17 protein-coding genes are annotated in these 20,327 nt (G+C 67.7%); 13 read left to right on the top strand and 4 right to left on the bottom strand.

All coding sequences use genetic code 11. The annotated features are described in order from the left end of the window. Position 1 precedes the first annotated feature (1 nt). Complete coding sequence (locus tag ACSFBL_RS21270) at positions 2 to 1,048, bottom strand: aldo/keto reductase (RefSeq protein WP_435517807.1); 1,047 nt, start codon at positions 1,046 to 1,048, stop codon at positions 2 to 4. A gap of 41 nt (positions 1,049 to 1,089) precedes the next feature. Then, complete coding sequence (locus ACSFBL_RS21265) at positions 1,090 to 2,271, bottom strand: MFS transporter (RefSeq protein ID WP_435517806.1); 1,182 nt, start codon at positions 2,269 to 2,271, stop codon at positions 1,090 to 1,092. 144 nt (positions 2,272 to 2,415) lie between these two features. Here ACSFBL_RS21265 and ACSFBL_RS21260 point away from each other — a divergent pair, with 144 nt between their 5' ends. From ACSFBL_RS21260 to ACSFBL_RS21215, 10 genes are all read left to right on the top strand, one after another. Continuing rightward, positions 2,416 to 2,664 carry a type II toxin-antitoxin system Phd/YefM family antitoxin gene (locus tag ACSFBL_RS21260; protein ID WP_435517805.1) on the top strand — a complete coding sequence of 83 codons (249 nt, stop codon included), beginning with the start codon at positions 2,416 to 2,418 and terminating at the stop codon, positions 2,662 to 2,664. Between the two features lie 160 nt (positions 2,665 to 2,824). Beyond that, the gene (locus ACSFBL_RS21255) at positions 2,825 to 3,298 is read left to right on the top strand and encodes a type II toxin-antitoxin system VapC family toxin (RefSeq protein WP_435517804.1); all 474 of its coding nucleotides are present in this window, start codon (positions 2,825 to 2,827) and stop codon (positions 3,296 to 3,298) included. An 11-nt stretch (positions 3,299 to 3,309) separates the two neighbouring features. Beyond that, positions 3,310 to 4,230, top strand: a complete 921-nt coding sequence (locus tag ACSFBL_RS21250) for a LysR substrate-binding domain-containing protein (RefSeq protein WP_435517803.1) — start codon at positions 3,310 to 3,312, stop codon at positions 4,228 to 4,230. Further along, positions 4,227 to 4,850: a paraquat-inducible protein A gene (locus ACSFBL_RS21245; protein WP_435517802.1), complete on the top strand. Its 624-nt coding sequence runs from the start codon at positions 4,227 to 4,229 to the stop codon at positions 4,848 to 4,850. Before ACSFBL_RS21250 ends, ACSFBL_RS21245 begins: the two co-directional genes overlap by 4 nt. Next, positions 4,847 to 5,527 carry a paraquat-inducible protein A gene (locus tag ACSFBL_RS21240; RefSeq protein ID WP_435517801.1) on the top strand — a complete coding sequence of 227 codons (681 nt, stop codon included), beginning with the start codon at positions 4,847 to 4,849 and terminating at the stop codon, positions 5,525 to 5,527. Before ACSFBL_RS21245 ends, ACSFBL_RS21240 begins: the two co-directional genes overlap by 4 nt. Next, entirely contained in the window at positions 5,524 to 7,161 is a 1,638-nt protein-coding gene (locus ACSFBL_RS21235; protein WP_435517800.1) for a PqiB family protein, read from the top strand. The genes ACSFBL_RS21240 and ACSFBL_RS21235 overlap by 4 nt, the downstream gene beginning before the upstream one ends. Positions 7,162 to 7,163: 2 nt before the next feature. Next, positions 7,164 to 7,796 (top strand): PqiC family protein, encoded by a 633-nt coding sequence (locus ACSFBL_RS21230; protein ID WP_435517799.1) that lies wholly within the window; start codon positions 7,164 to 7,166, stop codon positions 7,794 to 7,796. Between the two features lie 15 nt (positions 7,797 to 7,811). Next, positions 7,812 to 8,354: a methylated-DNA--[protein]-cysteine S-methyltransferase gene (locus ACSFBL_RS21225; RefSeq protein WP_435517798.1), complete on the top strand. Its 543-nt coding sequence runs from the start codon at positions 7,812 to 7,814 to the stop codon at positions 8,352 to 8,354. A gap of 67 nt (positions 8,355 to 8,421) precedes the next feature. Then, positions 8,422 to 9,627, top strand: coding sequence for a multidrug effflux MFS transporter (locus tag ACSFBL_RS21220; RefSeq protein WP_435517797.1), 1,206 nt, complete (start codon positions 8,422 to 8,424; stop codon positions 9,625 to 9,627). Between the two features lies 1 nt (position 9,628). Beyond that, entirely contained in the window at positions 9,629 to 11,032 is a 1,404-nt protein-coding gene (locus ACSFBL_RS21215; protein ID WP_435518119.1) for an MFS transporter, read from the top strand. Positions 11,033 to 11,149: 117 nt separating this feature from the next. Here ACSFBL_RS21215 and ACSFBL_RS21210 read toward each other — a convergent pair whose 3' ends face one another. Both ACSFBL_RS21210 and ACSFBL_RS21205 read right to left on the bottom strand, forming a co-directional pair. Further along, a complete protein-coding gene (locus tag ACSFBL_RS21210; protein WP_435517796.1) occupies positions 11,150 to 12,604 on the bottom strand; it encodes an alpha/beta hydrolase in 1,455 nt (484 codons plus the stop codon). Between the two features lie 66 nt (positions 12,605 to 12,670). Next, positions 12,671 to 14,113, bottom strand: coding sequence for an aminotransferase-like domain-containing protein (locus ACSFBL_RS21205; RefSeq protein ID WP_435517795.1), 1,443 nt, complete (start codon positions 14,111 to 14,113; stop codon positions 12,671 to 12,673). Between the two features lie 44 nt (positions 14,114 to 14,157). On the opposite strand from ACSFBL_RS21205, the gene ACSFBL_RS21200 reads away from it, so the two are divergent. The 3 genes from ACSFBL_RS21200 (at position 14,158) to ACSFBL_RS21190 (ending at position 20,295) form a co-directional block, all read left to right on the top strand. After that, positions 14,158 to 15,756 carry an MFS transporter gene (locus tag ACSFBL_RS21200; protein WP_435517794.1) on the top strand — a complete coding sequence of 533 codons (1,599 nt, stop codon included), beginning with the start codon at positions 14,158 to 14,160 and terminating at the stop codon, positions 15,754 to 15,756. 107 nt (positions 15,757 to 15,863) lie between these two features. Then, positions 15,864 to 18,401, top strand: a complete 2,538-nt coding sequence (locus ACSFBL_RS21195; RefSeq protein ID WP_435517793.1) for a hypothetical protein — start codon at positions 15,864 to 15,866, stop codon at positions 18,399 to 18,401. Between the two features lie 19 nt (positions 18,402 to 18,420). Then, a complete protein-coding gene (locus tag ACSFBL_RS21190) occupies positions 18,421 to 20,295 on the top strand; it encodes a GMC family oxidoreductase (protein WP_435517792.1) in 1,875 nt (624 codons plus the stop codon). The last annotated feature ends 32 nt before the right edge of the window (positions 20,296 to 20,327 follow it).

Raw genomic sequence — 20,327 nt, 5'->3', positions numbered from 1 at the left:
GTCAGGGCGTGCCGGTAGGCACCGGCGCCGGGCTGCGTTCCGCGAACTGGCCGTTCCAGTAGGGGTAGTAGGGGTAGGGCGGTGTCACGGCGCTGGCAGCATCGAGTCTCGCGACTTGCTCCGTCGTGAGTTGCCAGCCGAGTGCGCCGAGGTTCTGCTTCAGCTGCGCTTCGTCGCGTGCGCCGATCAGCACGCTCGACACGGTGGGACGCTGCAGCAGCCAGTTCAATGCGATCTGCGGCAGCGTCTTGCCCGTTTCCTCGGCCACCCGGTCCATGGCGTCCACCACGCGGTAGAGACGGTCGTCCTCGACCGGTGGCGCGAACCCGGCCGTGTCGCGCAGGCGGCTGCCCGCGGGCAAGGGCTGTCCCCGGCGGACCTTGCCGGTCAGGCGGCCCCAGCCGAGCGGACTCCACACGATCGCGCCGACGCCTTGGTCGATGCCGAGCGGCATCAGCTCATACTCGTAGTCGCGGCCGATGAGCGAGTAGTAGGTCTGGTTCGCCACATAGCGCGACAAGCCCAGCCGGTCAGACGCGGCAAGCGACTTCATCAACTGCCATCCCGAGAAGTTCGATGCGCCGATGTAGCGCACCTTGCCTGCACGCACCAGGTCGTCGAGCGTGCGCAGCACCTGTTCGACCGGCGTCATCGCGTCGAAGGCGTGCAACTGCAGCAGGTCGATGTAGTCCGTGCCAAGGCGCTTCAGCGCGGCATCGGTCGCCTTGACGAGGTGATGGCGCGAGGAGCCGACGTCGTTCGGGCCGTCGCCTGCGCGCAGCGAGACCTTGGTCGAGAGAATGACCTTGTCGCGCCGGCCTTCGACGGCCGCGCCGAGGATCGATTCGGAGGCGCCGCTCGAATAGACATCGGCTGTATCGAAGAGATTGACGCCCGCGTCGAGGCAGATGTCGATGATGCGGCGGGCGCCTGCGACGTCCGTGTTGCCCCAGGCACTGAAGAGAGGCCCTTCGCCGCCGAAGGTGCCGGCGCCGAAACCGAGGGCCGGCACCTTGAAGCCGGAGTTGCCGAGATAGCGTTGTTCCATGGTCGTCCCTTGAGAGTGATTGGGGTTTCGAGGCGCAGTGTTCAGGCGCTGGCCGCCGCGGGCGCGGGCAGGATGTCGCGCCGGTCGAGCGCGCGGCTCCAGAGCGCGATCGCGAGACCGACCAGCGTGAGCAAGCCGGCGACCCAGCCGAGCGCAGCGAGGCCCGGGCCACGCTCGATCACCACGCCGCCGACCCACGCGCCGAGCGCGTTGCCGAGATTGAAGGCCGCGATGTTGAGGCTGGAGGCCAGGTTCTGGCCCGCGCCGGCGGCCTTCTCCAGCACCCGCAACTGCAGCGGCGCCACGGTCGCGAAGGACGCGATCCCCAGCAGCACCACGAAGACGACTGCCGTCACGGGCGTATGGATCACCCACTGCATCGCGCCGAGCACCACGGCCAGCGCCGCCAGCGTGCCGAGCAAGGCCGGCATCAGCGAACGATCGGCCAGCTTGCCGCCCAGCAGGTTGCCCACGGCCAGACCGCCGCCGAAGAGCAGCAGGATCGGCGACACGGCCGCTTCGGACACACCGGTGACCCGGGTAAGCAGCGGCTGGATGTAGGTGAACACCACGAACAGACCCGCGAAGCCGAGCACCGTCATGGCGAGCCCCAGCAGCACCTGCGGGCGCGCCAGCACGGCGAGTTCGTCGCGCAGCGGGGATGGCCGCTCGTCGGCCTTGCCGCGCGGCACGAACACCGCCAGCACCGTGAAGGCGACCACGCCGATCAGCGCCACCGCCCAGAAGGTCGCGCGCCAGCCGTAGTGCAGGCCCAGCCAGGCGCCCGCCGGCACGCCGAGCAGCGTGGCCGCGGTGAGGCCGGTGAACATGACCGCGATGGCCGATGCCCGGCGCTCCGGTGGCACGAGGCCCGTGGCGACGACCGAGCCGACGCCGAAGAAGGTCCCATGGGCGAGCGACGTGACGACGCGCGCCGCCATCAGCATCTCGTAGTTGGCGGCGAGCGCACAGGCGATGTTGCCGAGCGTGAAGATCGCCATCAGCGCGAGCAGCACCGTCTTGCGCGGAATCCTGCGCGTGGCGATGGTGAGCACCGGCGCGCCGACCGCGACCCCGAGCGCGTAGCCCGAGATCAGCAGGCCGGCGGCCGCGATGGAGACATGAAGATCCGTCGAGACCTGCAGCAGCAGGCCCATGATGACGAACTCGGTGGTGCCGATCCCGAAGGCACCGGCGGTGAGGGCGAGTAGAGCGATGGGCATGATGTCCCGACTTTGCGGGCGCAAGCCCTCTTTGACTAGGATGCGCTCGCGACCAGGATTGGTGACTTCAAGTCAACAATGACCGGGCCGGGACTGAATCGCGGGATTCATCTAAGATGTACGGTCTGTACGGAAATTATCGCCATGACCTTGCACACCGTCGGCCTGGAGCAGGGCCGCAATACGCTGCCTCTGCTCGCATCACGCGCCCATGCCGGGGAGCCGAGCCTGCTCACGCGGCACGGCAAGCCTTATGCCGCCATCGTCTCTTCAGACGTTCTTCTCAAAGGGCGAACAGGCCCGCGTTTTCTCAGCTTGCGAGGCACCGGAAGGGGCCTTTGGGGCGAAACGCCTGCGCAGACGATCGACGACGCTCGCGCTGAGTGGGAATGAGCTCACCCCCAGGCTTGCCCACTTCGTGTGGCCGCCCACCCCCTTCCGGGGGCAACCCCGGCGGGCCGGCGAAGCCGGTCCCGCGGGGTCTCTGGCGTCGGCTCGGGTCGTTTCATGCGCTGTGAGGGCTGAGATGGCCGGTGTTCCTTCCGGGAGAACCGTGCGCAAGCCGCGGGCTCGCAAGACGGCCAAGTCGACATCGCTATGGGGTGGGCTGCACGACGGCGATCTCGTCGTCGTCGATTCGGCTCCGCTCATCTACCTGCTCGACGACCATCCGGACTTTGCCCCGGCCTTCGAAGGCGTGTTCGAGTTGCATGCGCAGGGGGTGATCCAGATCGCGATCTCCACCATCGCGATGGCGGAGGTGCTCGCAGGACCTTTCAGGCATCGGCAGGACGTCCTCGCCAAGCGGTATGAGAAAGCCTTGTCCGGCTTCGACGTGGTGCCTGTCACGCAGGAGGTTGCGGTGACCGCCGCCCGCCTTCGAGCGAGCACCGGCCTCCGGCTCCCCGATGCGCTTCAGGCGGCGACGGCGCTGGAGATCGGCGCGGTGGCGCTGGTGACGCACGATCGCGACTTTTCACGGCTGGCCGATCTGCGCGTGATCCTCGGCAACGCCGACTGGAAATAGGCGAGCACGACATGCCCCGCATCGAGGTCAACCGATCCGGCGAAATGGAAGCCTTCGTCCAGGTGGTGGACCGGGGCAGTTTCTCGGCCGGTGCCCGGATCCTGGGCATGACCCCGTCGGCCATCAGCAAACTGATCGGCCGGCTGGAAGCGCGCCTGGCAACCCAGCTCGTGCACCGATCGACCCGCAAGCTGCAACTCACCCCCGAAGGGCGCCAGTTCTACGAGCGCAGCGTGCGCGTGCTGGCCGACATGGACGAGGCCGAGCGCTGCGCCGCCGCAGGGGCCATGCCGCGCGGCCGCGTGAGCATCAACGCCAGCGTTCCCTTCGGCCAGCATGTGCTGATTCCCCTCGTGCCGCGCTTTCTGGAACTGCATCCGCAGGTGACGCTGGACATCGTTCTGACCGACCGCGTGGTCGACCTGATGGAAGAGCGTACGGACGTTGCCATCCGCTGGGGCGAATTGCCGCCATCGGACCTCGTCGCACGCCGCCTCGGCGCGACCGGGCAGGCGATCGTCGGCTCGTCCGACTACCTGCAACGCTTCGGAACCCCCCGCACACCGGAGGAGCTGGAAGCGCACAACCGGCTCGGATTCAACTACCGCCGCAGCGGACCGGACTGGCCGCTGCGCGTCGACGGCCGGGTGTTCGACATGCCCATCGCCGGCAATGTGCGCTGCGGCGACGGCGAGACGCTGCGCGCGCTGATCCTGGCGGGCGTCGGGCTGGCCCGGATGTCGCTGTACCACGTCCAGTCCGACATCGACGCGGGACGGCTGGTGCCGGTGCTGGAGGAGTTCAACCCGGGCGACCAGGCGCCCATCCACGCGGTGTACCTGGGCAAGGCCGGGCGACTACCGGCGCGGGTGCGGGCCTTGCTTGACTTCCTGGTGACCCACGTCGCCGACAATGGACGACCCAAGCCATGACAGAAGTCCCTGACGCCATCCTCTGCGAAGGTTGCGATGCCATCTACCGCCGCGTGCCGCTGCGCCGGCGCGAAGTCGCGCACTGTCCGCGCTGCGGGACCGAGCTCGACCGGCATCCGGGCGACCAGAGTGCGCGCGTGCTGCCTCTCACGGTCGCCAGCCTGATCCTGTTCGCCATCGCCAACCTGTTCCCGATCGTCGAGATCGAACTCCAGGGACTGACCAGCCAGACCACGCTGGCCGGCGCCGTGATCGCGCTCAGTTCCGAAGGCATGTCGCCCGTCGCGCTGCTCGTGCTGGCGACGACCATCCTTTTTCCGCTGATGCAGCTCTGCATCCTGTTCTACCTGCTCGTGCCCATGGCCTACGAGCGTCGGCCGGCCGGGTTCGCGATCCTGGTAAAGGCGCTGCAGGCATTGCGGCCCTGGGGCATGGTGGAGGTTTTCCTGCTTGGGGTGCTGGTGGCGATCATCAAGCTGGGCAGCATGGCGCAGGTCATCCCGGGCCCGGCGCTCTGGGCCTTCGGCGCGCTCACGGTGTTGCTGACGGCGGTGCTGTCCTTCAATCCCAAGACCTTCTGGGAAATGGCCTTCGAGCCGCGACCCGGGCAGAACCCATGACCGACAACGCCACGCCATCGACCGAGACGGGCAAGCAGCTCAGGCTCATGAGTTGCCATCACTGCGGCTCCGTGTGGAAGGATGCCGAGGAGGGCGCGAACTGCGAGCGCTGCGCCACGACGCTGCATACCCGCAAGCCCGACAGCTTCAACCGCACCTGGGCCTACCTCATCGCCGCGGCCATCCTCTACCTGCCGGCCAACATGCTGCCGGTGATGATCACCAAGAGCCTCTTCGGCACGCAGCAGGACACCATCCTGAGCGGGGTCATCTATTTCTGGGTGTCCGGCGCCTACGGGCTGGCGGCGCTCATCTTCGTCGCGAGCTTCCTGGTGCCGCTGTTCAAGCTGAGCGCGCTCACGCTCCTGAACTACACCGCACAGCGCGGCAGCGACTGGCGCCAGCTGGAGCGCGCCAAGCTCTATCGCATGCTCGAAGTGATCGGGCGGTGGTCGATGCTCGACGTGTTCGTGGTGGCGCTGCTGGCCGGCCTGGTCCGCATCCACGGCTTTGCCGAGATCACCGCCGGGGTCGGCATCGCCGCCTTCGGTGCGGTCGTGGTGCTGACCATGCTGGCCTCGCTGAGTTTCGATCCGCGACTGACGTGGGACACGCGAGCCCGAATGAAAAAGAAGAAACGGCCGGACGGCATGAAGCAAGGTGAAAGTACCGTATGAGCGACGAAGACAAGGGATCCGCCCCCCCTCCATTGACCCGGCCCAAGGTCGTGAGGCGGCGCAACTGGCTGCCATCGCTGATCTGGGTGATCCCCATCGTGGCGGCGCTGGTCGGCGTGACGCTGGTCGCCCGCATCCTGATGGAACGGGGCCCGGAGATCGTGCTGACTTTCAGGACCGCGGAGGGGCTCGAGGCCGGCAAGACGGCGGTCAAGTACAAGGACGTGCAGATCGGCACGGTGCAGAGCATCCGACTGGCGCACGACCGCTCCCACGTCCGGGTGCTGGTGCAGCTCAAGAAGGAAGCCAGCGCCTTCACCGCGAAGGACACGCGCTTCTGGGTGGTGCGTCCGCGGCTCGACACCTCGGGCATTTCGGGGCTGGGCACCTTGCTTTCAGGGGCGTACATCGGCGCCGATGCGGGGATCTCCGAGGAAACAGCAGGCGAATTCACCGGGCTGGAGGCGCCGCCCATCGTCACGCGCGATGACTCGGGACGGCAGTTTCTCCTGCACGCCCGCGATGTCGGCTCGCTGGACATCGGCTCGCCGGTGTACTTCCGCCGGATCAAGGTGGGCCAGGTCGCGGCGTACGAGCTCGACGGCGACGGGCGGGGCGTGACGCTCCGCGTCTTCATCAATGCGCCTTACACCAAGTTCGTCGGCCTCAACACACGCTTCTGGCATGCCAGCGGCGTCGACGTGGAGCTGAATGCCGGCGGCGTGAAGGTGCGTACGCAGTCGCTGGTGAGCGTGCTGCTCGGCGGCATCGCCTTCCAGTCGCCCGACGACGTGACAGGGCCGGTGGCGCAGGAAAACGCCGTCTTCGCCCTCGCGGCGGACGAGGCCGGCGCCATGAAGGAGCCCGATGGTCCTTCGCAGACGATGCTCCTGTACTTCAACCAGTCGCTGCGTGGCCTGTCGCCCGGGGCGGCGGTCGACTTCCGGGGCGTCGTGATCGGGGAGGTCAAGTCGATCGGCGTCGAATTCGATCGCGACGAACGTGAATTCAAGATGCCGGTGCTCGTGCAGATCTATCCCGACCGGATGCGGCGCAGGGTGGCGGGCGGCATGCCGACCGAATCGCGCTATTCCACGCTGGAGCGGTGGCAATTCCTCGTCAGCAAGGGCCTGCGCGCGCAACTGCGCACGGGCAATCTGCTGACCGGGCAGGTGTATGTGGCCATCGATTTCTTCCCCGAGGCCAAGCCCGCGAAGATCGACCCGGGCCGGACCCCGCTCGAACTGCCGACGACGCCCAACAGCCTCGACGAACTCCAGTCCCAGGTCGCCGACATCGCGCGCAAGCTCAACAAGGTGCCCTTCGACGAGATCAGCACCGACCTGCGAAAGACGCTGGGCACGCTCAACAAGACGCTGGTGTCGACCGAACAGCTCGCGAAGAGCCTGAACAACGACGTGACGCCGGAGATGGCCGCCGCCATGAAGGACGTGCGCCGCACGCTCAGTTCCGCGGAGAAGACGATCGCCACCGATTCGCCGCTGCAGCAGGACATGCGCCAGACCCTGCAGGAGGTCACGCGCGCGGCGGCGTCGCTGCGCATCCTGACCGACTACCTGGAGCGCCATCCAGAATCCCTCATCCGCGGCAAGCCGGAGGACAAGCAGAAATGAGAATGACGAACTTCCGCCTTGCGGCAGCCATCTTCGGTGCGGGCTGGTTGCTGGCAGGGTGCGCCAGCAACACCGGCCCGCAGTACTACAGCCTGGCCGAGACCAAGGCGCCCGCGCGCGCGCCCGGGGTGCCTGCCGCCGGCACGATGCCGATCTACATCGAGTTCGCGCCGATCGCCATGCCCGAACGCTTCGCACGGCCACAGATGGTGGTCCGCAAGAGGGCCGCGCCGGAGAGTCCGGCGGTCGACATCCTCGAAGACCATCGCTGGTCGTCCTCCTTCGAGTTCGAGCTGCGGGATGCGCTGGGCAGCGGCATCGCCAGCCGGCTGGGCGCGGTCGATGTCACCCAGTCCGGACGGCAACGCGGCCAGCCGGTGACCCGCATCGCCGTGCAGATGGGGCAGTTCGACGCCGTGGAAGGCAGCCGCGTCGATGCCAGCTTCACGTGGACCGTCCGAAAGACCGACGAAGGCTTGCCGACCGGATGCCAGTTGTCGATCTCCGAGCCGGTCGGCAGCGGGTTCGACGCTTTGGCGCAGGGTGCGCAGCGCGTGACTTCGAAATTGGCCGATGCCATTGCCGGCAGCATCTCGGCGTTGAACGCCAACCAGACGCCGCCCTGCGCGGCCTGACGCGCTGGCCCTTCCATGAGCCAGGCCGGCTACGCCTTGTTCGACACGCCCATCGGCGTGTGCAGCATCGCATGGGGTCCACGCGGCATCGTGGGCGTGCATTTGCCCGAGGCGGAAGAGGGCGTCATGCGGGCCCGCATGGCGCGTCAGTTTCCGCATATGTGGGAGGCCGATCCACCGCCGGAAGTAGCTCAGTCGATTTCGGCGATTCGCGCCTTGCTGGAGGGCGAGCCACTGGACCTCGCGGAGATCGAACTCGACCTCGAAGGCGTCAGCGACTTCCATCGGCGCGTCTACGCCATCGCGCGCCGCATCCCACCCGGCCGGACCCGCACCTACGGCGACATCGCAGCCGAACTCGGCGACAAGGGCCTGGCCCGCGCCGTGGGGCAAGCGCTCGGCCTCAACCCCTTCGCGCCGGTCGTGCCGTGCCACCGCGTGCTCGCGGCCGGCGGCAAGTGGGGCGGTTTCTCCGCACCGGGCGGCATGGCCGCGAAGCTGCGCATGCTCGCGATCGAAGGCGCCCGGCCGGACAGCGACACCGCGCCGCTTTTCTGATCGGCTAGCACAGCGCGACACATCGCGCTGCCGGCGGCCCATTGCCGCCTTGGCGACAATCGGGTGAATGACATCCTCGCGCTTCTTCCGGATCGCGATCGTGCTGGGCCTGTTGTCGGCCATTGGCCCGTTCGCGATCGACATGTACCTTCCCGCCTTGCCCGAGATCGGCAGCAGCCTGGGCGCCGGCATCGGCCCCGTGCAGATGAGCCTCACGGTTTTCTTCATCGCGCTCGGCGTGGGCCAGTTGCTCTATGGCCCCGTGTCGGACATGGTGGGGCGCAGGCCGCCGCTGTTCTTCGGGCTCGGACTGTTCGCGCTGGCCAGCATCGGCTGCGCGCTGGCGACCGACATCCAGACGCTGATCGCGCTGCGCTTCGTGCAGGGCCTGGGCGCGGCGGCAGGCATGGCGATTCCGCGTGCGGTGGTGCGTGATCTGCACACGGGCAACGACGCCGCGCGCCTGATGTCCCTGCTGATGCTGGTGTTCAGCGTGTCGCCAATCCTGGCGCCGCTGGTCGGCAGCGCGGTCATCGCCTTCACGGGCTGGCGCGGGGTGTTCTGGGCAGTGATGGTCGCGGCCGTAATCGGGCTGGCGACAGTCGCTGCCGTGCTGAAGGAAACGCGGCCTGCGGAAGAGCGCGTCGAGAGCAGCCTGGGCAGCGCGCTCAAGGCCTACGGCGTGCTGCTGCGCGACACGCACTACCTCGGCCTCGTGTTCATCGGCGCGTTCGCGATGGCGGGCTTCTTCACCTATCTCGCGAATTCGTCCTTCGTGATGATCGACCACTACGGCCTGTCGCCCACTGTCTACAGCATCGCCTTCGGCGTCAACGCAGCGGCCTTCTTCGGCGCCGCGCAGCTCAACGGACACCTGTGCGAGCGCTTCGGCATCGTGCGCGTGGTCAAGGCCGGCGTCAGCGCCTGCGGGGTCGTCATGACGGCCATGTTCGCCTACTTCCTGAGCGGCGGCGACCGACTGGCCGTGCTCATCGTGCTGTACTTCATCGCCAGCGGCCTGATGGGCTTCGTGATCCCGACCACCTCGGTGCTCGCGCTCGAGAAGCACGGCGCCATCGCCGGTACGGCCTCGGCCCTGCTCGGCACACTGCAGATGCTCACCGGCTCGGTGATGATGGCGGTGGTCGGCGCATTCACGAACGGCAAGCCGCTGCCCATGGTCGCCGGCATGGCGGCCGGTGCGCTCATCGCCGTCGTGCTCACGTGGTTCACGCTCGGCGGGCGGAAGCGGACGGCCTATGCTGCGGGCTGACATGGCCGCGACGCCGGGCTCCGCATCCGTCGTCATTGAAGGACTGCCGCAGCCGCAACGCTGGCACGCGATGCTGGTCATCATCCTCGGCATCGCCGTGGCGGTGCTCGACGGCACGATCGTCAACCTCGCGCTGCCCGGCATCGCGCGCGAACTCCAGGCGGACGCATCGCACGCGATCTGGGTGGTCAACGCCTACCAGATCGCCACGCTGGTCATGCTGCTGCCGCTGGCCTCGCTGGGGGATCTCATCGGCTACCGGCGCGTGTACCTGGTGGGCATCGGGCTGTTCGCGGCGGCGTCGCTCATCGCGACCTTCGCCGGCTCGCTCGGCATGCTGATCGCCGGACGGGCGCTGCAAGGGCTCGGCGCCGCCGGGATCATGAGCGTCAACGCGGCGCTCGTGCGGCTGATCTATCCGCGCGAGCAATTGGGCCGGGGCATGGCGATCAACTCGATGGTGGTGGCGACCGCATCGGTCGCCGGCCCGACGGTGGCGGCGGCGATCCTGTCGGTGGCTTCATGGCCCTGGCTCTTCGCGCTCAACGTGCCGCTGGGAGTGCTCGTGTTGGTCCTAGGCCTGCGGGCACTGCCGACCAACCAGGTGAAGGCCTCCTCGGATTCGCGCTTCTCGGCGTTCGACGTCCTGCTCAATGTGCTGATGTTCGCGCTGATCTTCATCGGCGCCGACCGGCTGGGCGTGCGCAGCGATGCAGGGCATGGCGCCAGTCCCTGGGCCTGGGCGCTGCTGCTGGCCGGCGTGGCCGTCGGCTTCATCTACATTCGGCGGCAACGGGCGCTGACCTTGCCCCTGTTCCCGGTCGACCTGCTGCGCATTCCGGTGTTCGCGCTCTCGATGGGCACGTCGATCGGTGCCTTCTGTGCGCAGATGCTGTCCTTCATCGCGCTGCCCTTCCTGCTACTGGAGACGTATGGACGCTCGCACTTCGAGGCAGGCCTGCTGATCACCGCATGGCCGCTGGCGATCGTCGTCATGGCGCCGATCGCCGGCCGCCTCATCGGCCGGTATCCGGACGGATTGCTGGGTGGCATCGGCCTCGCGCTCCTCGCGACCGGCCTGGTGTTGCTCGCTGCATTGCCCGCACATCCGGGCAATGCCGACATCGTGTGGCGCATGGCCCTGTGCGGCATGGGCTTCGGCCTGTTCCAGTCGCCCAACAACCACACCATCGTCACCTCGCCCCCGCCGCATCGCAGCGGCGCCGCAAGCGGCATGCTGGGCACGGCGCGGCTGACGGGGCAGACCCTGGGCGCGGTGCTGCTGGCCGCGATCTTCAGCGTCTGGGCTCCGCACGACGGAAAGGGCCAGGTCATTGCGCTCGGCTTGGCCGCGTGCTGCGCCGCCATCGCGGCCGTTTGCAGCACCTTGCGCACTAGAACTTGACTCGCGCCCCCAGGCTCGCGCACTTCGTGTCGCTCTCCACCCCCTGCCGGGGGCAATACCGGCGGACCGGCCAAGCCGGTTCCGCGGTATTCCTTGATCTGCGCGCGAAGCTTGGGACTACTTGTCCGGGATCACCTGCAGGATCCGGTCGGCCATGTACGGAAAGAAGGGATTGGAGGAAAGGCGCGTCAGGGAGTCGAGGCTGACGATGAGCGCGCCGCGCTCCCCGCGAACCGCCAGGGCGCCGAGGTTCACGCCGAAGTCTTCCTTCATGTCGGGCCGCATGCCGTAGAGCGAATCGGTGACGGGAAAGGGCAGGGCGAGGTGCGACAGTGAAAACACTTCCAGCGGAAACTCCAGGTCCAGGGTCCGCGTCTTCTCGATTACGGCGCCGGCCTCCGTCACACGCTCGACGACCTGGCGGCTGTCCGGCCCCGAGTTGGTGATCAGCGTCGAGCGGAACTGCCGCGGCGCGGGCGGCAGCACGCGTTCCGGCCGCAAGTCGCCCCCCGACCGCAGGAGCGGACCAAACTTGATGCTGCGGTTCATGTCGAACAGCACCAGCTCGCTGCCGTTGTTCGGCAGCCGTGCGTACAGGTTGGTCACGATCGCGCGCGTGCTCACCGTGAAATCGATCAGCGACTGGAAGGTCAGGATCGGCGGCAGCTTGTCGAGGCGGCCTGCGCTCTGCTCGCGCGCGATGTGGGAGCGCAAGTCGCGCGTGAGCAGCGACGACTGCCTGGCCCCGTTGACCGGGAAGGAGTTGTACTTGAAGGGATTGAACTCCGGCACGATGCCCAGCCACGCCGCCTTGGCGAACGCCGGGAAGATCGCGGGCCAGCCGAACACACCCGCGAATCGCGAAAGCTCGGTGATGCCGATCATCGGCGCGATCAGGATGATGCGGTCCGGCCGCGCAAGGCCCGGATCGTCCAGGCCATCGAGCGCGAACTTCACTGCCAATGCGCCGCCGTTGGAGAAGCCGACGATGTGCAACGGCAGCGGCGCCGCGACGCGGCGGCGCGCTTCCCTCACACCGAGGCGCGTGGCCTCCGACCAATCCTCCCACTGCACCCGCGTCAGCGCGCCCGGCACGGTGCCGTGCCCCGGCATGCGGGGCGCGACGACCAGGAAGCCGCGGTCACGGTAGAGCGTGGCGATATGGCGCAGGCTGAAAGGCGAGTCGGTCAGCCCATGCAGCAGGACGACGGCGCCGCGGGGCGGCCCTTGCGGTTCAAGCACGTATGAGCGGTTCCAGTCCTGCACGAAGCGCCCGGGATAGATCGGGCTGCCGTCGAAATAGCGATTGCCCGGGACGCGCGCCTCCGGCGGCAGCTTGTCGGTGACCTCGGCGCGCACTTCGGCGAAGGCCTTGTCCTCGGCTGCGAGATACCCGGCCCAATCGGCCTTGGCGAGTTCGGCGCGGGACAGTTCATGTGGCACCAGCGTGTGCCAGAGCTCGAGCGGCGGACCGCGCTGCACGTCGTAGGTTCGCAGCGCGATCGCGGTGACGAAGACCACGCCGATCACCAGCGCAGCGCGCTTCAGAATCCTCGCCAGCCGGGGTAGCATTTCCGTCCTCTCACTCGTGGCTCGATCAGGCGCACGACCGCGTGCCGCTCACCGGCGTGCAATCTATCACGAGGCTTCGGACGCAAGGTCGCGCAGGCACGCATTGGTAGCAATACGCCCCAGCGTCGCCACAGCCTCCTCGCTGCGCGCATCCCACGCGTGGCCGTAGTTCAGCCGCACGCAGTTCGTGAACCCGCGCTGGGCCGAGAAGATCGGCCCCGGCGCGATGCTGATGCCCTGCGAGAGCGCCTCCCGATGCAATGCCAGCGCGTCGACCTGTTTCGGCATCTCGACCCAGAGAAAGTAGCCGCCGGCCGGTCGCGTGGCCCGAGTGCCCGGCGGGAAGTGCTCGGCGATGGCCTGTGCCAGACGCGTCTGCTGTTCCGCGAGCGTGCGGCGCAGCTTGCGCAGGGGCTTGTCGAAGCCGCCCTTTTCGAGATAGGCCGCAAGCGCAGCCTGCGCGGGCGCCGATGCGCCGAGCGTGGTTGTCAGCTTTCCGCGCGCGACCGCTCGGGCGAAGCGGCCAGGTGCCGCCCAGCCGATCCGATAGCCGGGCGCCAGGCATTTCGAGAACGATGAGCAGTGCATGACGATCCCTTCGCTGTCGAAGGCCTTCGCCGGCAATGGGCGCTTGTCGCCGAAATACAGCTCGCCGTAGACATCGTCCTCGATCAGCGGCACATCGTGGCGCGTGAGAAGCTCGACCAGCGCCTGCTTCTTCGCGTCGGGCATCAGGCTGCCCAGCGGGTTCTGGAAGTTCGTCATCAGCCAGCAGGCCTTGGGGCGATGCCGCCGGATCGCGCGTTCGAGCGCATCGAGGTCCATGCCTTCGCGCGGATGGGTTGGCACTTCGATCGCCTCCAGGCCCAGCCGCTCCAGTGCCTGCAAGGCCGCGTAGAACGTCGGGGACTCGATCAGCACCGCGTCGCTGGGGCGCGTCACCGCCGACAGGCACAGGTTCAGCGCTTCGAGCGCGCCGTTGGTGACGACGATCTCGTCCGTGTGCACCTGCATGCCGTCGGCCAGGTAACGCAGCGCGATCTGCCGGCGAAGGCGCGCGTTGCCGGGCGTGAGATCGTCCACCGTGCTCCACGGATCAAGATCCTGCGCGCTCGACGCCATGAACCGGCCCAGCCTTTGGAGCGGAAAGAGCAGGGGACTCGGAAAGGCCGAACCCAGCGGCACGACGTCGCGCACCATCGACGATTCGAGGATCTCGAACACGCGCTCGCTGACGTCGAGCGATACCGCGTCATCCTCCGGCTGCGATGCGGCTTCGGGTTCGGGCGGCAAATGCCGCGCACCGTCCGCCACGTAGTAGCCCGAGCGTTCGCGCGCTCGGATGAGTCCCTGCGCTTCCAGCAGGTAGTAGGCCTGGAACACGGTGGACGGACTCACCCCACGGCTGGCGCGCGCCTGTCGGACGGAGGGAAGCCGGTCGCCCGGATGGAGCACGCCGGCCCGTATGGATTCGGCGATCTCGGCGGCGAGGGCTTCGTAGCGTGTCATGGCGCGGGATTGTCCGGCACGGGGCCGGCCCTCATACTGCCGGCATGACCCAGATCGGCAAGCCACCCGGGGACGACAACCAGATTCGCCACGGCTGCGAACAGGCGGGTTGCCCACCGGCCTCCAAGCCCTGGGTGCTGGCCGCCGCGATCATCGGGTCGAGCATGGCCTTCATCGACGGCACGGTGGTGAATGTCGCGCTGCCCGCCATCCAGGCGGATCTGCATGCGACGGCTTTCCAGGCGCAGTGGGTGGTGGAGTCGTATGCACTCTTTCTTGCGGCGCTACTGCTGGTGGGCGGATCGCTCGGCGATCACTTCGGGCGCAGGAAGATCTTCGCGCTCGGCGTCGCGCTCTTCGCGGTGTCGTCGGTGGGTTGCGCGCTGGCCGGCGACGTGCATCAACTCATCCTCGCGCGGGCAGTGCAGGGCATCGGCGGGGCGATGCTGGTGCCCGGCAGCCTGGCGCTCATCAGCGCTTCGTTTCCCGAGAAGGAACGCGGCCGCGCCATCGGCACATGGTCGGGGTGGAGCGGCATCACCGCGGCGATCGGGCCCGTGGCGGGCGGCTTCCTGGTGGACCACTACTCGTGGGTCTGGGCCTTTCTCGTCAACGTACCGATGGCGGTGATGGTGCTGCTGATCGTGTGGCGCCATGTGCCCGAGAGCAAGGGAGGCGACGCGGCCGCGGGCCTCGATCTCTGGGGCGCGGCGCTCGCGACCATTGCGCTGGGCGGCATCGTCTATGCATTCATCGAAGCGCCGACGCAGGGGTGGACTTCGCCGGCCGTCCTGGGCGCGCTCATCGCGGGCATCGTGGCGAGCGCCGCTTTCGTCGGCGTCGAACTGCGTGTGCGATCGCCGATGCTGCCGCTTTCGCTGATGCGCATCGGCAACTTCGGCGGTGCCAACCTGTTGACGCTGCTGCTGTATGCGGCGCTCGGTGGCGGGCTGTATTTCTTCCCGCTCAATCTCATCCAGGTGCAAGGCTATTCGGCGACAGCCGCGGGTGCGGCGCTGCTGCCTTTCATCTTGATCATGTTTGCGCTTTCGGGATGGGCGGGGCAATTGGTCGATCGCTTCGGCTCGCGGCTTCCGCTGGTGATCGGGCCGTGCATTGCGGCAGTGGGGTTCGTGCTGTTTGCCGTGCCGGGGGTCGGGGCCAATTACTGGACGGCCTTCTTTCCTGCGGTTGTGGTGCTGGGCCTTGGCATGGCCGTTACGGTTGCGCCGCTCACCACGACAGTGATGAATGCCGTCGGGCCTGAATCGGCGGGTATTGCATCGGGGGTGAACAACGCGGTGTCGCGGACGGCATCGGTGTTGGCGATTGCGGTGTTCGGGGTGGTGATGGCCTGGGCCTTCGATGCGCGACTGGGAGAAGGGCTGCGCGGCATCGGCGCATCTGCCGAGACGACTTCTTTCCTCGTGGCGCAGCGCAGTCAACTTGCCGGGGCGCAGTTGCCGGCGGGCGTGGATGCCGCTGCGGGTGCGGCACTCAGGCAGACGGTGAATGCGTCATTCGTTTCGGGATTCAGATGGGTGATGCTGATATGCGCCGGCTTGGCTCTGACGAGTGCCTTGAGTGCGTGGGTACTCATCGGGCGAGGGCCACGGACGGTGGCTGCTTCCGCCAGCGGCTGACCCGCCTACGCCCTTAGCCTTACCGCGCATGGCCGATAGCCAACAGCCCGCCCCCCCTCCAAACTCCACCCTCGATTGCCCGTTCACCCAGGCTTCGACGAGGAGGAATGGCAATGACCCAAGGTTGCAGGCACGCCGCGAGGCTGCTGCCGCTGCTGGCGTGCGTGGTTCTCGCTGCCTGCTCGAAGGGGCCGCAGCCCGGCGAGGTGCTCGACGAGGCCCGGCTTGCCGGTCGGGACGCGGCGTCCTTCCCGCATGCGACGGAGGACTACTTCCACGACATGGACGGCGGGGTCGCGTTGTCGCCGGAGGAGATCAAGGGTCGCAACATGTGGATCGTCTGGAGCGGTGGCAATGACCGCTTCTGGAACCAGATGACCGACTACACCTTCGGCGCCTTCGACCTGCTGAAGATCATCAGTTCCCATCCCAGCCTGGGCTATTCGCGCGCCAATCGCTGGAAGACCTTCGGGCTGGTCAACGAACCCTGCTTCGAGAATGCCGCCGGCCCGAGCAAGGATCGCCGCGGCCTCTGGCTCGACGTGCGCAGCAAGGACTGCGGGCCGGACCCCTTCGAGAACGAGGCGAAGTACCCCGGCGTCGCGATCGGCTCGCGCGGCAAGCCGCTGGGTGACGGCACGACGCAGCCGGTAGGCTCCTTCTACGGCTGGAACACGGGCATCTCCGGCCTGCGCCTGTTCCCCAATCCGGCCTTCGACGAAAAGGCCGCCAAGGAATGGGACGCAGAGAAGTACTACACCGACCCGAGCTACTACAACCGCAAGGACCTGGTGCGGCCGTACCGCGTGGGCATGTCCTGCGGCTTCTGCCACGTCGGGCCGAGCCCGGTGAAGCCGCCGGCCGATCCGAACAGTCCGAAGTTCGAGAACCTCAGCTCCTCGGTGGGCGCGCAGTACATGTGGGTGGACCGGCTGTTCATCCACAACGCGAACAAGCCGGAAGGGCGCAGGAACTACATGTACCAGCTCGCCCACACGTACCGGCCGGGGACGATGGACACCTCGCTGGTCTCGACCGACGGCATCAACAACCCGCGCACGATGAACGCGGTCTACGCCTTCATCGCCCGCATGGACATGGCCAAACGCATCGGCCAGGAGAAGCTGGCCGGCGGCGAACTGGACAACAAGCAGTTCAACGACTTCGTGAGCAGCGGGCCGCTTACCGACTTCTTCAACAAGGCCGACGGCACGGTTCGCACGCCGCGCGTGCTCAAGGACGGCGCGGATTCGGTCGGCCTGTTGGGCGCCCTGAACCGGGTGTACCTCAACATCGGGCTGTTCAGCGAGGAATGGCTGCTGCACTTCAACCCGGTGGTGGGCGGCAAGACGATCTCGCCGATCAAGATTGCGTCGGCGCAGAAGAACTCCAGCTACTGGCAGGCGACCGAGCTGGGCACGGTGAACACGGCGCTGTTCTTCCTGAAGGCCGCGCAGCCCGATCGCCTCAAGGATGCGCCCGGCGGCGACAAGTACCTCGCCGCCGACGCGGCCACGCTGGAGCGAGGCAAGAACGCCTTTGCGGACACCTGCGCCCGCTGTCATTCGAGCAAGGCACCGCCGCTGCCGGCCACGCTCGACATCAGCCCCGCGCGCTGTGCCGGCCCCGGCTATGTCGAATGCTTCAAGCGCTACTGGACCTGGACGCAGACCCCCGAATACAAGGCGCAGATGCGCAAGGTCGTGCAGACGCCGGACTTCCTGCAAGGCAACTATCTCTCCACCGATGCGCGCATTCCGGTGACGCTGTTGCGCACCAACGTCTGCAGCCCGCTCGCCACCAATGCCTTGCGCGGCAACATCTGGGACAACTTCTCCTCGCAGACCTACAAGAGCCTGCCTTCGGTCGGCACGGTGACCCTGAGCGATCCGTTCACCGGCGAGGCGAGGCCTTATGCGATGCCGGCCGGCGGGCGCGGGTACACGCGGGTGCCTTCGCTCATCAGCGTCTGGTCGACGGCACCGTTCCTGCTTAACAACACCGTCGGCGAAGCGGACCCGGACGGCAATCCCTCGGTCGAGGCGCGGATGAAGGTCTTCGACCAGTCCATCGAGCAGATGCTGTGGCCCGAGAAGCGCAAGGCCGACGCGGTGCTGGGCAACAGGGTCGGCGGCACGATCGACCGGACGACGGAACGCAGCGTGGTGACGATACCGACGGGCTACGCGCCGGACGCGATGCTTCCGATGCAGGGTTCCCTGCACCGCTGGCTGCCATGGCTGGTCAAGGAAGGCGGCGACATCGTGATCGGCCCCATCCCCGAAGGCGTGCCGGTGAACCTGCTGGCAAACCTCAAGCTGCGCGCGGAGTCCGACAGCCTCGGCGACAAGGTGGAGCATGTGAAGGACGCCGGCGAACTGCTCGTACAGCTCAAGGGTGCTCTCGCGAGTGCACCGGCCAATACCAGCGACGAAGACCTGCGCAAGCACTTCATGAACCTGCGCGAGCCGATGCTGGAGCTGAGCAAGTGCCCGGACTTCGTGGTCAACCGCGGCCACTATTTCGGCACCGCGCAGTTCAACCGGCAGGACGGCCTGAGCGCCGACGAAAGAGCCTTCGGCCGTGAGCCGGAGCTGAGCGACGATGACAAGCGGGCGCTGATCGCCTTCCTCAAGACTTTCTGACCGGTACGCGATCGCCCTCATGTCCCCCGTCGCCGAACCCACCGACTGGGACTACGTCATCGTCGGTTCGGGGGCGGGCGGTGGCACGCTGGCGGCGCGCCTGGCCGAAGCGGGCATGCGCGTTTTCCTTCTGGAAGCGGGCGGCGACCCGCGCACCAGCGCCGCGCGGCTGCCCGACGACTACGACGTGCCGGCCTTTCATGCCTTCGCCTGCGAGAACCCGGCAATGAGCTGGAACTTCCGGGTCCACCACTACGCGGACGAGGGCCAGCAGGCAAGGGACTGGAAGTACGAGGTCGGGGAGGGCGTGCTGTACCCGCGGGCTGCAGCGCTCGGCGGCTGCACCGCGCACAACGCAATGATCTTCATGCTGCCGCACGCCTCGGACTGGAATCACATCGCCCGGCTCACCGGCGACCTGTCATGGCGCGCGACCCACATGCGACGGTACGCATTGCGCGTGGAAGACTGCCGGCACCGGCCGGTCTGGCGAGCGCTGCAGCACATCGGCCTGGACCCGACGGGCCACGGCTGGCACGGCTGGCTGCGAACGGAAAAGGCCATACCGCTCACCGTGCTCGGCGATGACGGCCTGGTGCGCGTGCTGCGGGACACCGCGCGGACCTTCACGAACAGCCTGCCGACGCCGTTGCTCAGCACCCTGCGCTGGCTGCGTCGCGGCATGGGCGACCCCAACGCCTGGCACATGGCATCGGGCAGCTTCGAAGGCATCTGCTACATGCCGCTCGCGACCTCGGGCCAGCGGCGCGTCGGCGCGCGAGAGCGCGTGCTCGACGTGGCGGCGCGGCATCCCTCCCGGCTGCACATCGAACTCGATGCGCTCGCGACGCGCGTGCTGTTCGATGCCGACGGCGGCGCAAGCGGCGTCGAATATCTGAAGGGCGCCCACCTGTACCGCGCACATGCACGGCCGAGCAATGCGCCGGGCGAACGACGCGAAGTGCATGCGCGCCGCGAAGTGATCCTTTGCGGCGGCGCGTTCAACACGCCGCAACTGCTGATGCTGTCGGGCATCGGTCCCGCGGAAGAACTGGCGGAGCACGGCATCCCGGTGCGGGTCGACCTGCCTGGTGTCGGGCGCAACCTGCAGGACCGCTACGAGGTCGCGGTCACCCATCGCATGCGCGAACGCTGGGAGGTGCTGGAGGGGGCGCGCTTCGATCGCGACGACACGCTCTGGCGACGCTGGCAGCTCGGCGAGCCGGGCATGTACGCCTCCAACGGCGCAGCGCTCGGCCTGGTGCAGCGGTCGAGCGCCGCAGCCCGCAAGAAGGACGACCCGGACCTTTTCTGCATGGCGCTGCTGGCGCGCTTCGAGGGCTACTTCAGCGGATTCTCGAACTGGATCCGCGACCATCCGGACCGCCTGACCTGGGCCGTGCTGAAGGCGCACACGCGCAACCGTGCCGGGACGGTGCGTCTGCGCTCCGCGGACCCGCTCGACATGCCGCTGGTCAACTTCCACTACTTCGAGGAAGGCAGCGACGCGTCCGGCGAAGACCTGAAGGCGGTGGTCGAGGCCATCCGCGCGGTGCGCCGCATGACTGCGCCGCTGATCGAGAGCGGATGGATCGCCGAAGAACTGGCCCCCGGGCCGGCGGCGCAGAGCGACGAAGCCCTGGCCGACTACGTGCGCAGCACCGCATGGGGGCACCACGCGTCATGCTCGTGCCCGATCGGCGCCATGGATGAAGGGGGCGTGCTCGACAGCACCTTCGCCGTGCATGGCGTGAAGCGCCTGCGCGTGGTCGATGCCTCCGCGTTCCCGCGCATTCCGGGTTTCTTCGTCGCAGCGGCGATCTTCATGATTGCCGAGAAGGCCGCCGACGTCGTGTTGCAGCAGGCGAAAGGCACATCCCTTTCGGCAAATTGACGGGTCCAGATGATTGGCTGACACTTTGGGAA

Source organism: Variovorax glacialis (genome assembly GCF_051216375.1).
In the GTDB taxonomy this organism is placed as follows: domain Bacteria; phylum Pseudomonadota; class Gammaproteobacteria; order Burkholderiales; family Burkholderiaceae_C; genus Variovorax.
This window is presented reverse-complemented; position numbering and strand designations above follow the sequence as displayed.

What these genes read in the sequence shown, in the direction of transcription:
- ACSFBL_RS21225 (WP_435517798.1), top strand. Translation starts at nt 7,812, where the DNA reads ATGAGCCAGGCCGGCTACGCCTTGTTCGACACGCCCATCGGCGTGTGC.
- ACSFBL_RS21250 (WP_435517803.1), top strand. Translation starts at nt 3,310, where the DNA reads ATGCCCCGCATCGAGGTCAACCGATCCGGCGAAATGGAAGCCTTCGTC.
- ACSFBL_RS21260 (WP_435517805.1), top strand. Translation starts at nt 2,416, where the DNA reads ATGACCTTGCACACCGTCGGCCTGGAGCAGGGCCGCAATACGCTGCCT.
- ACSFBL_RS21270 (WP_435517807.1), bottom strand. Translation starts at nt 1,048, where the DNA reads ATGGAACAACGCTATCTCGGCAACTCCGGCTTCAAGGTGCCGGCCCTC.
- ACSFBL_RS21215 (WP_435518119.1), top strand. Translation starts at nt 9,629, where the DNA reads ATGGCCGCGACGCCGGGCTCCGCATCCGTCGTCATTGAAGGACTGCCG.
- ACSFBL_RS21200 (WP_435517794.1), top strand. Translation starts at nt 14,158, where the DNA reads ATGACCCAGATCGGCAAGCCACCCGGGGACGACAACCAGATTCGCCAC.
- ACSFBL_RS21190 (WP_435517792.1), top strand. Translation starts at nt 18,421, where the DNA reads ATGTCCCCCGTCGCCGAACCCACCGACTGGGACTACGTCATCGTCGGT.
- ACSFBL_RS21205 (WP_435517795.1), bottom strand. Translation starts at nt 14,113, where the DNA reads ATGACACGCTACGAAGCCCTCGCCGCCGAGATCGCCGAATCCATACGG.
- ACSFBL_RS21220 (WP_435517797.1), top strand. Translation starts at nt 8,422, where the DNA reads ATGACATCCTCGCGCTTCTTCCGGATCGCGATCGTGCTGGGCCTGTTG.
- ACSFBL_RS21210 (WP_435517796.1), bottom strand. Translation starts at nt 12,604, where the DNA reads ATGCTACCCCGGCTGGCGAGGATTCTGAAGCGCGCTGCGCTGGTGATC.
- ACSFBL_RS21245 (WP_435517802.1), top strand. Translation starts at nt 4,227, where the DNA reads ATGACAGAAGTCCCTGACGCCATCCTCTGCGAAGGTTGCGATGCCATC.
- ACSFBL_RS21265 (WP_435517806.1), bottom strand. Translation starts at nt 2,271, where the DNA reads ATGCCCATCGCTCTACTCGCCCTCACCGCCGGTGCCTTCGGGATCGGC.
- ACSFBL_RS21195 (WP_435517793.1), top strand. Translation starts at nt 15,864, where the DNA reads ATGGCAATGACCCAAGGTTGCAGGCACGCCGCGAGGCTGCTGCCGCTG.
- ACSFBL_RS21235 (WP_435517800.1), top strand. Translation starts at nt 5,524, where the DNA reads ATGAGCGACGAAGACAAGGGATCCGCCCCCCCTCCATTGACCCGGCCC.
- ACSFBL_RS21240 (WP_435517801.1), top strand. Translation starts at nt 4,847, where the DNA reads ATGACCGACAACGCCACGCCATCGACCGAGACGGGCAAGCAGCTCAGG.
- ACSFBL_RS21230 (WP_435517799.1), top strand. Translation starts at nt 7,164, where the DNA reads ATGACGAACTTCCGCCTTGCGGCAGCCATCTTCGGTGCGGGCTGGTTG.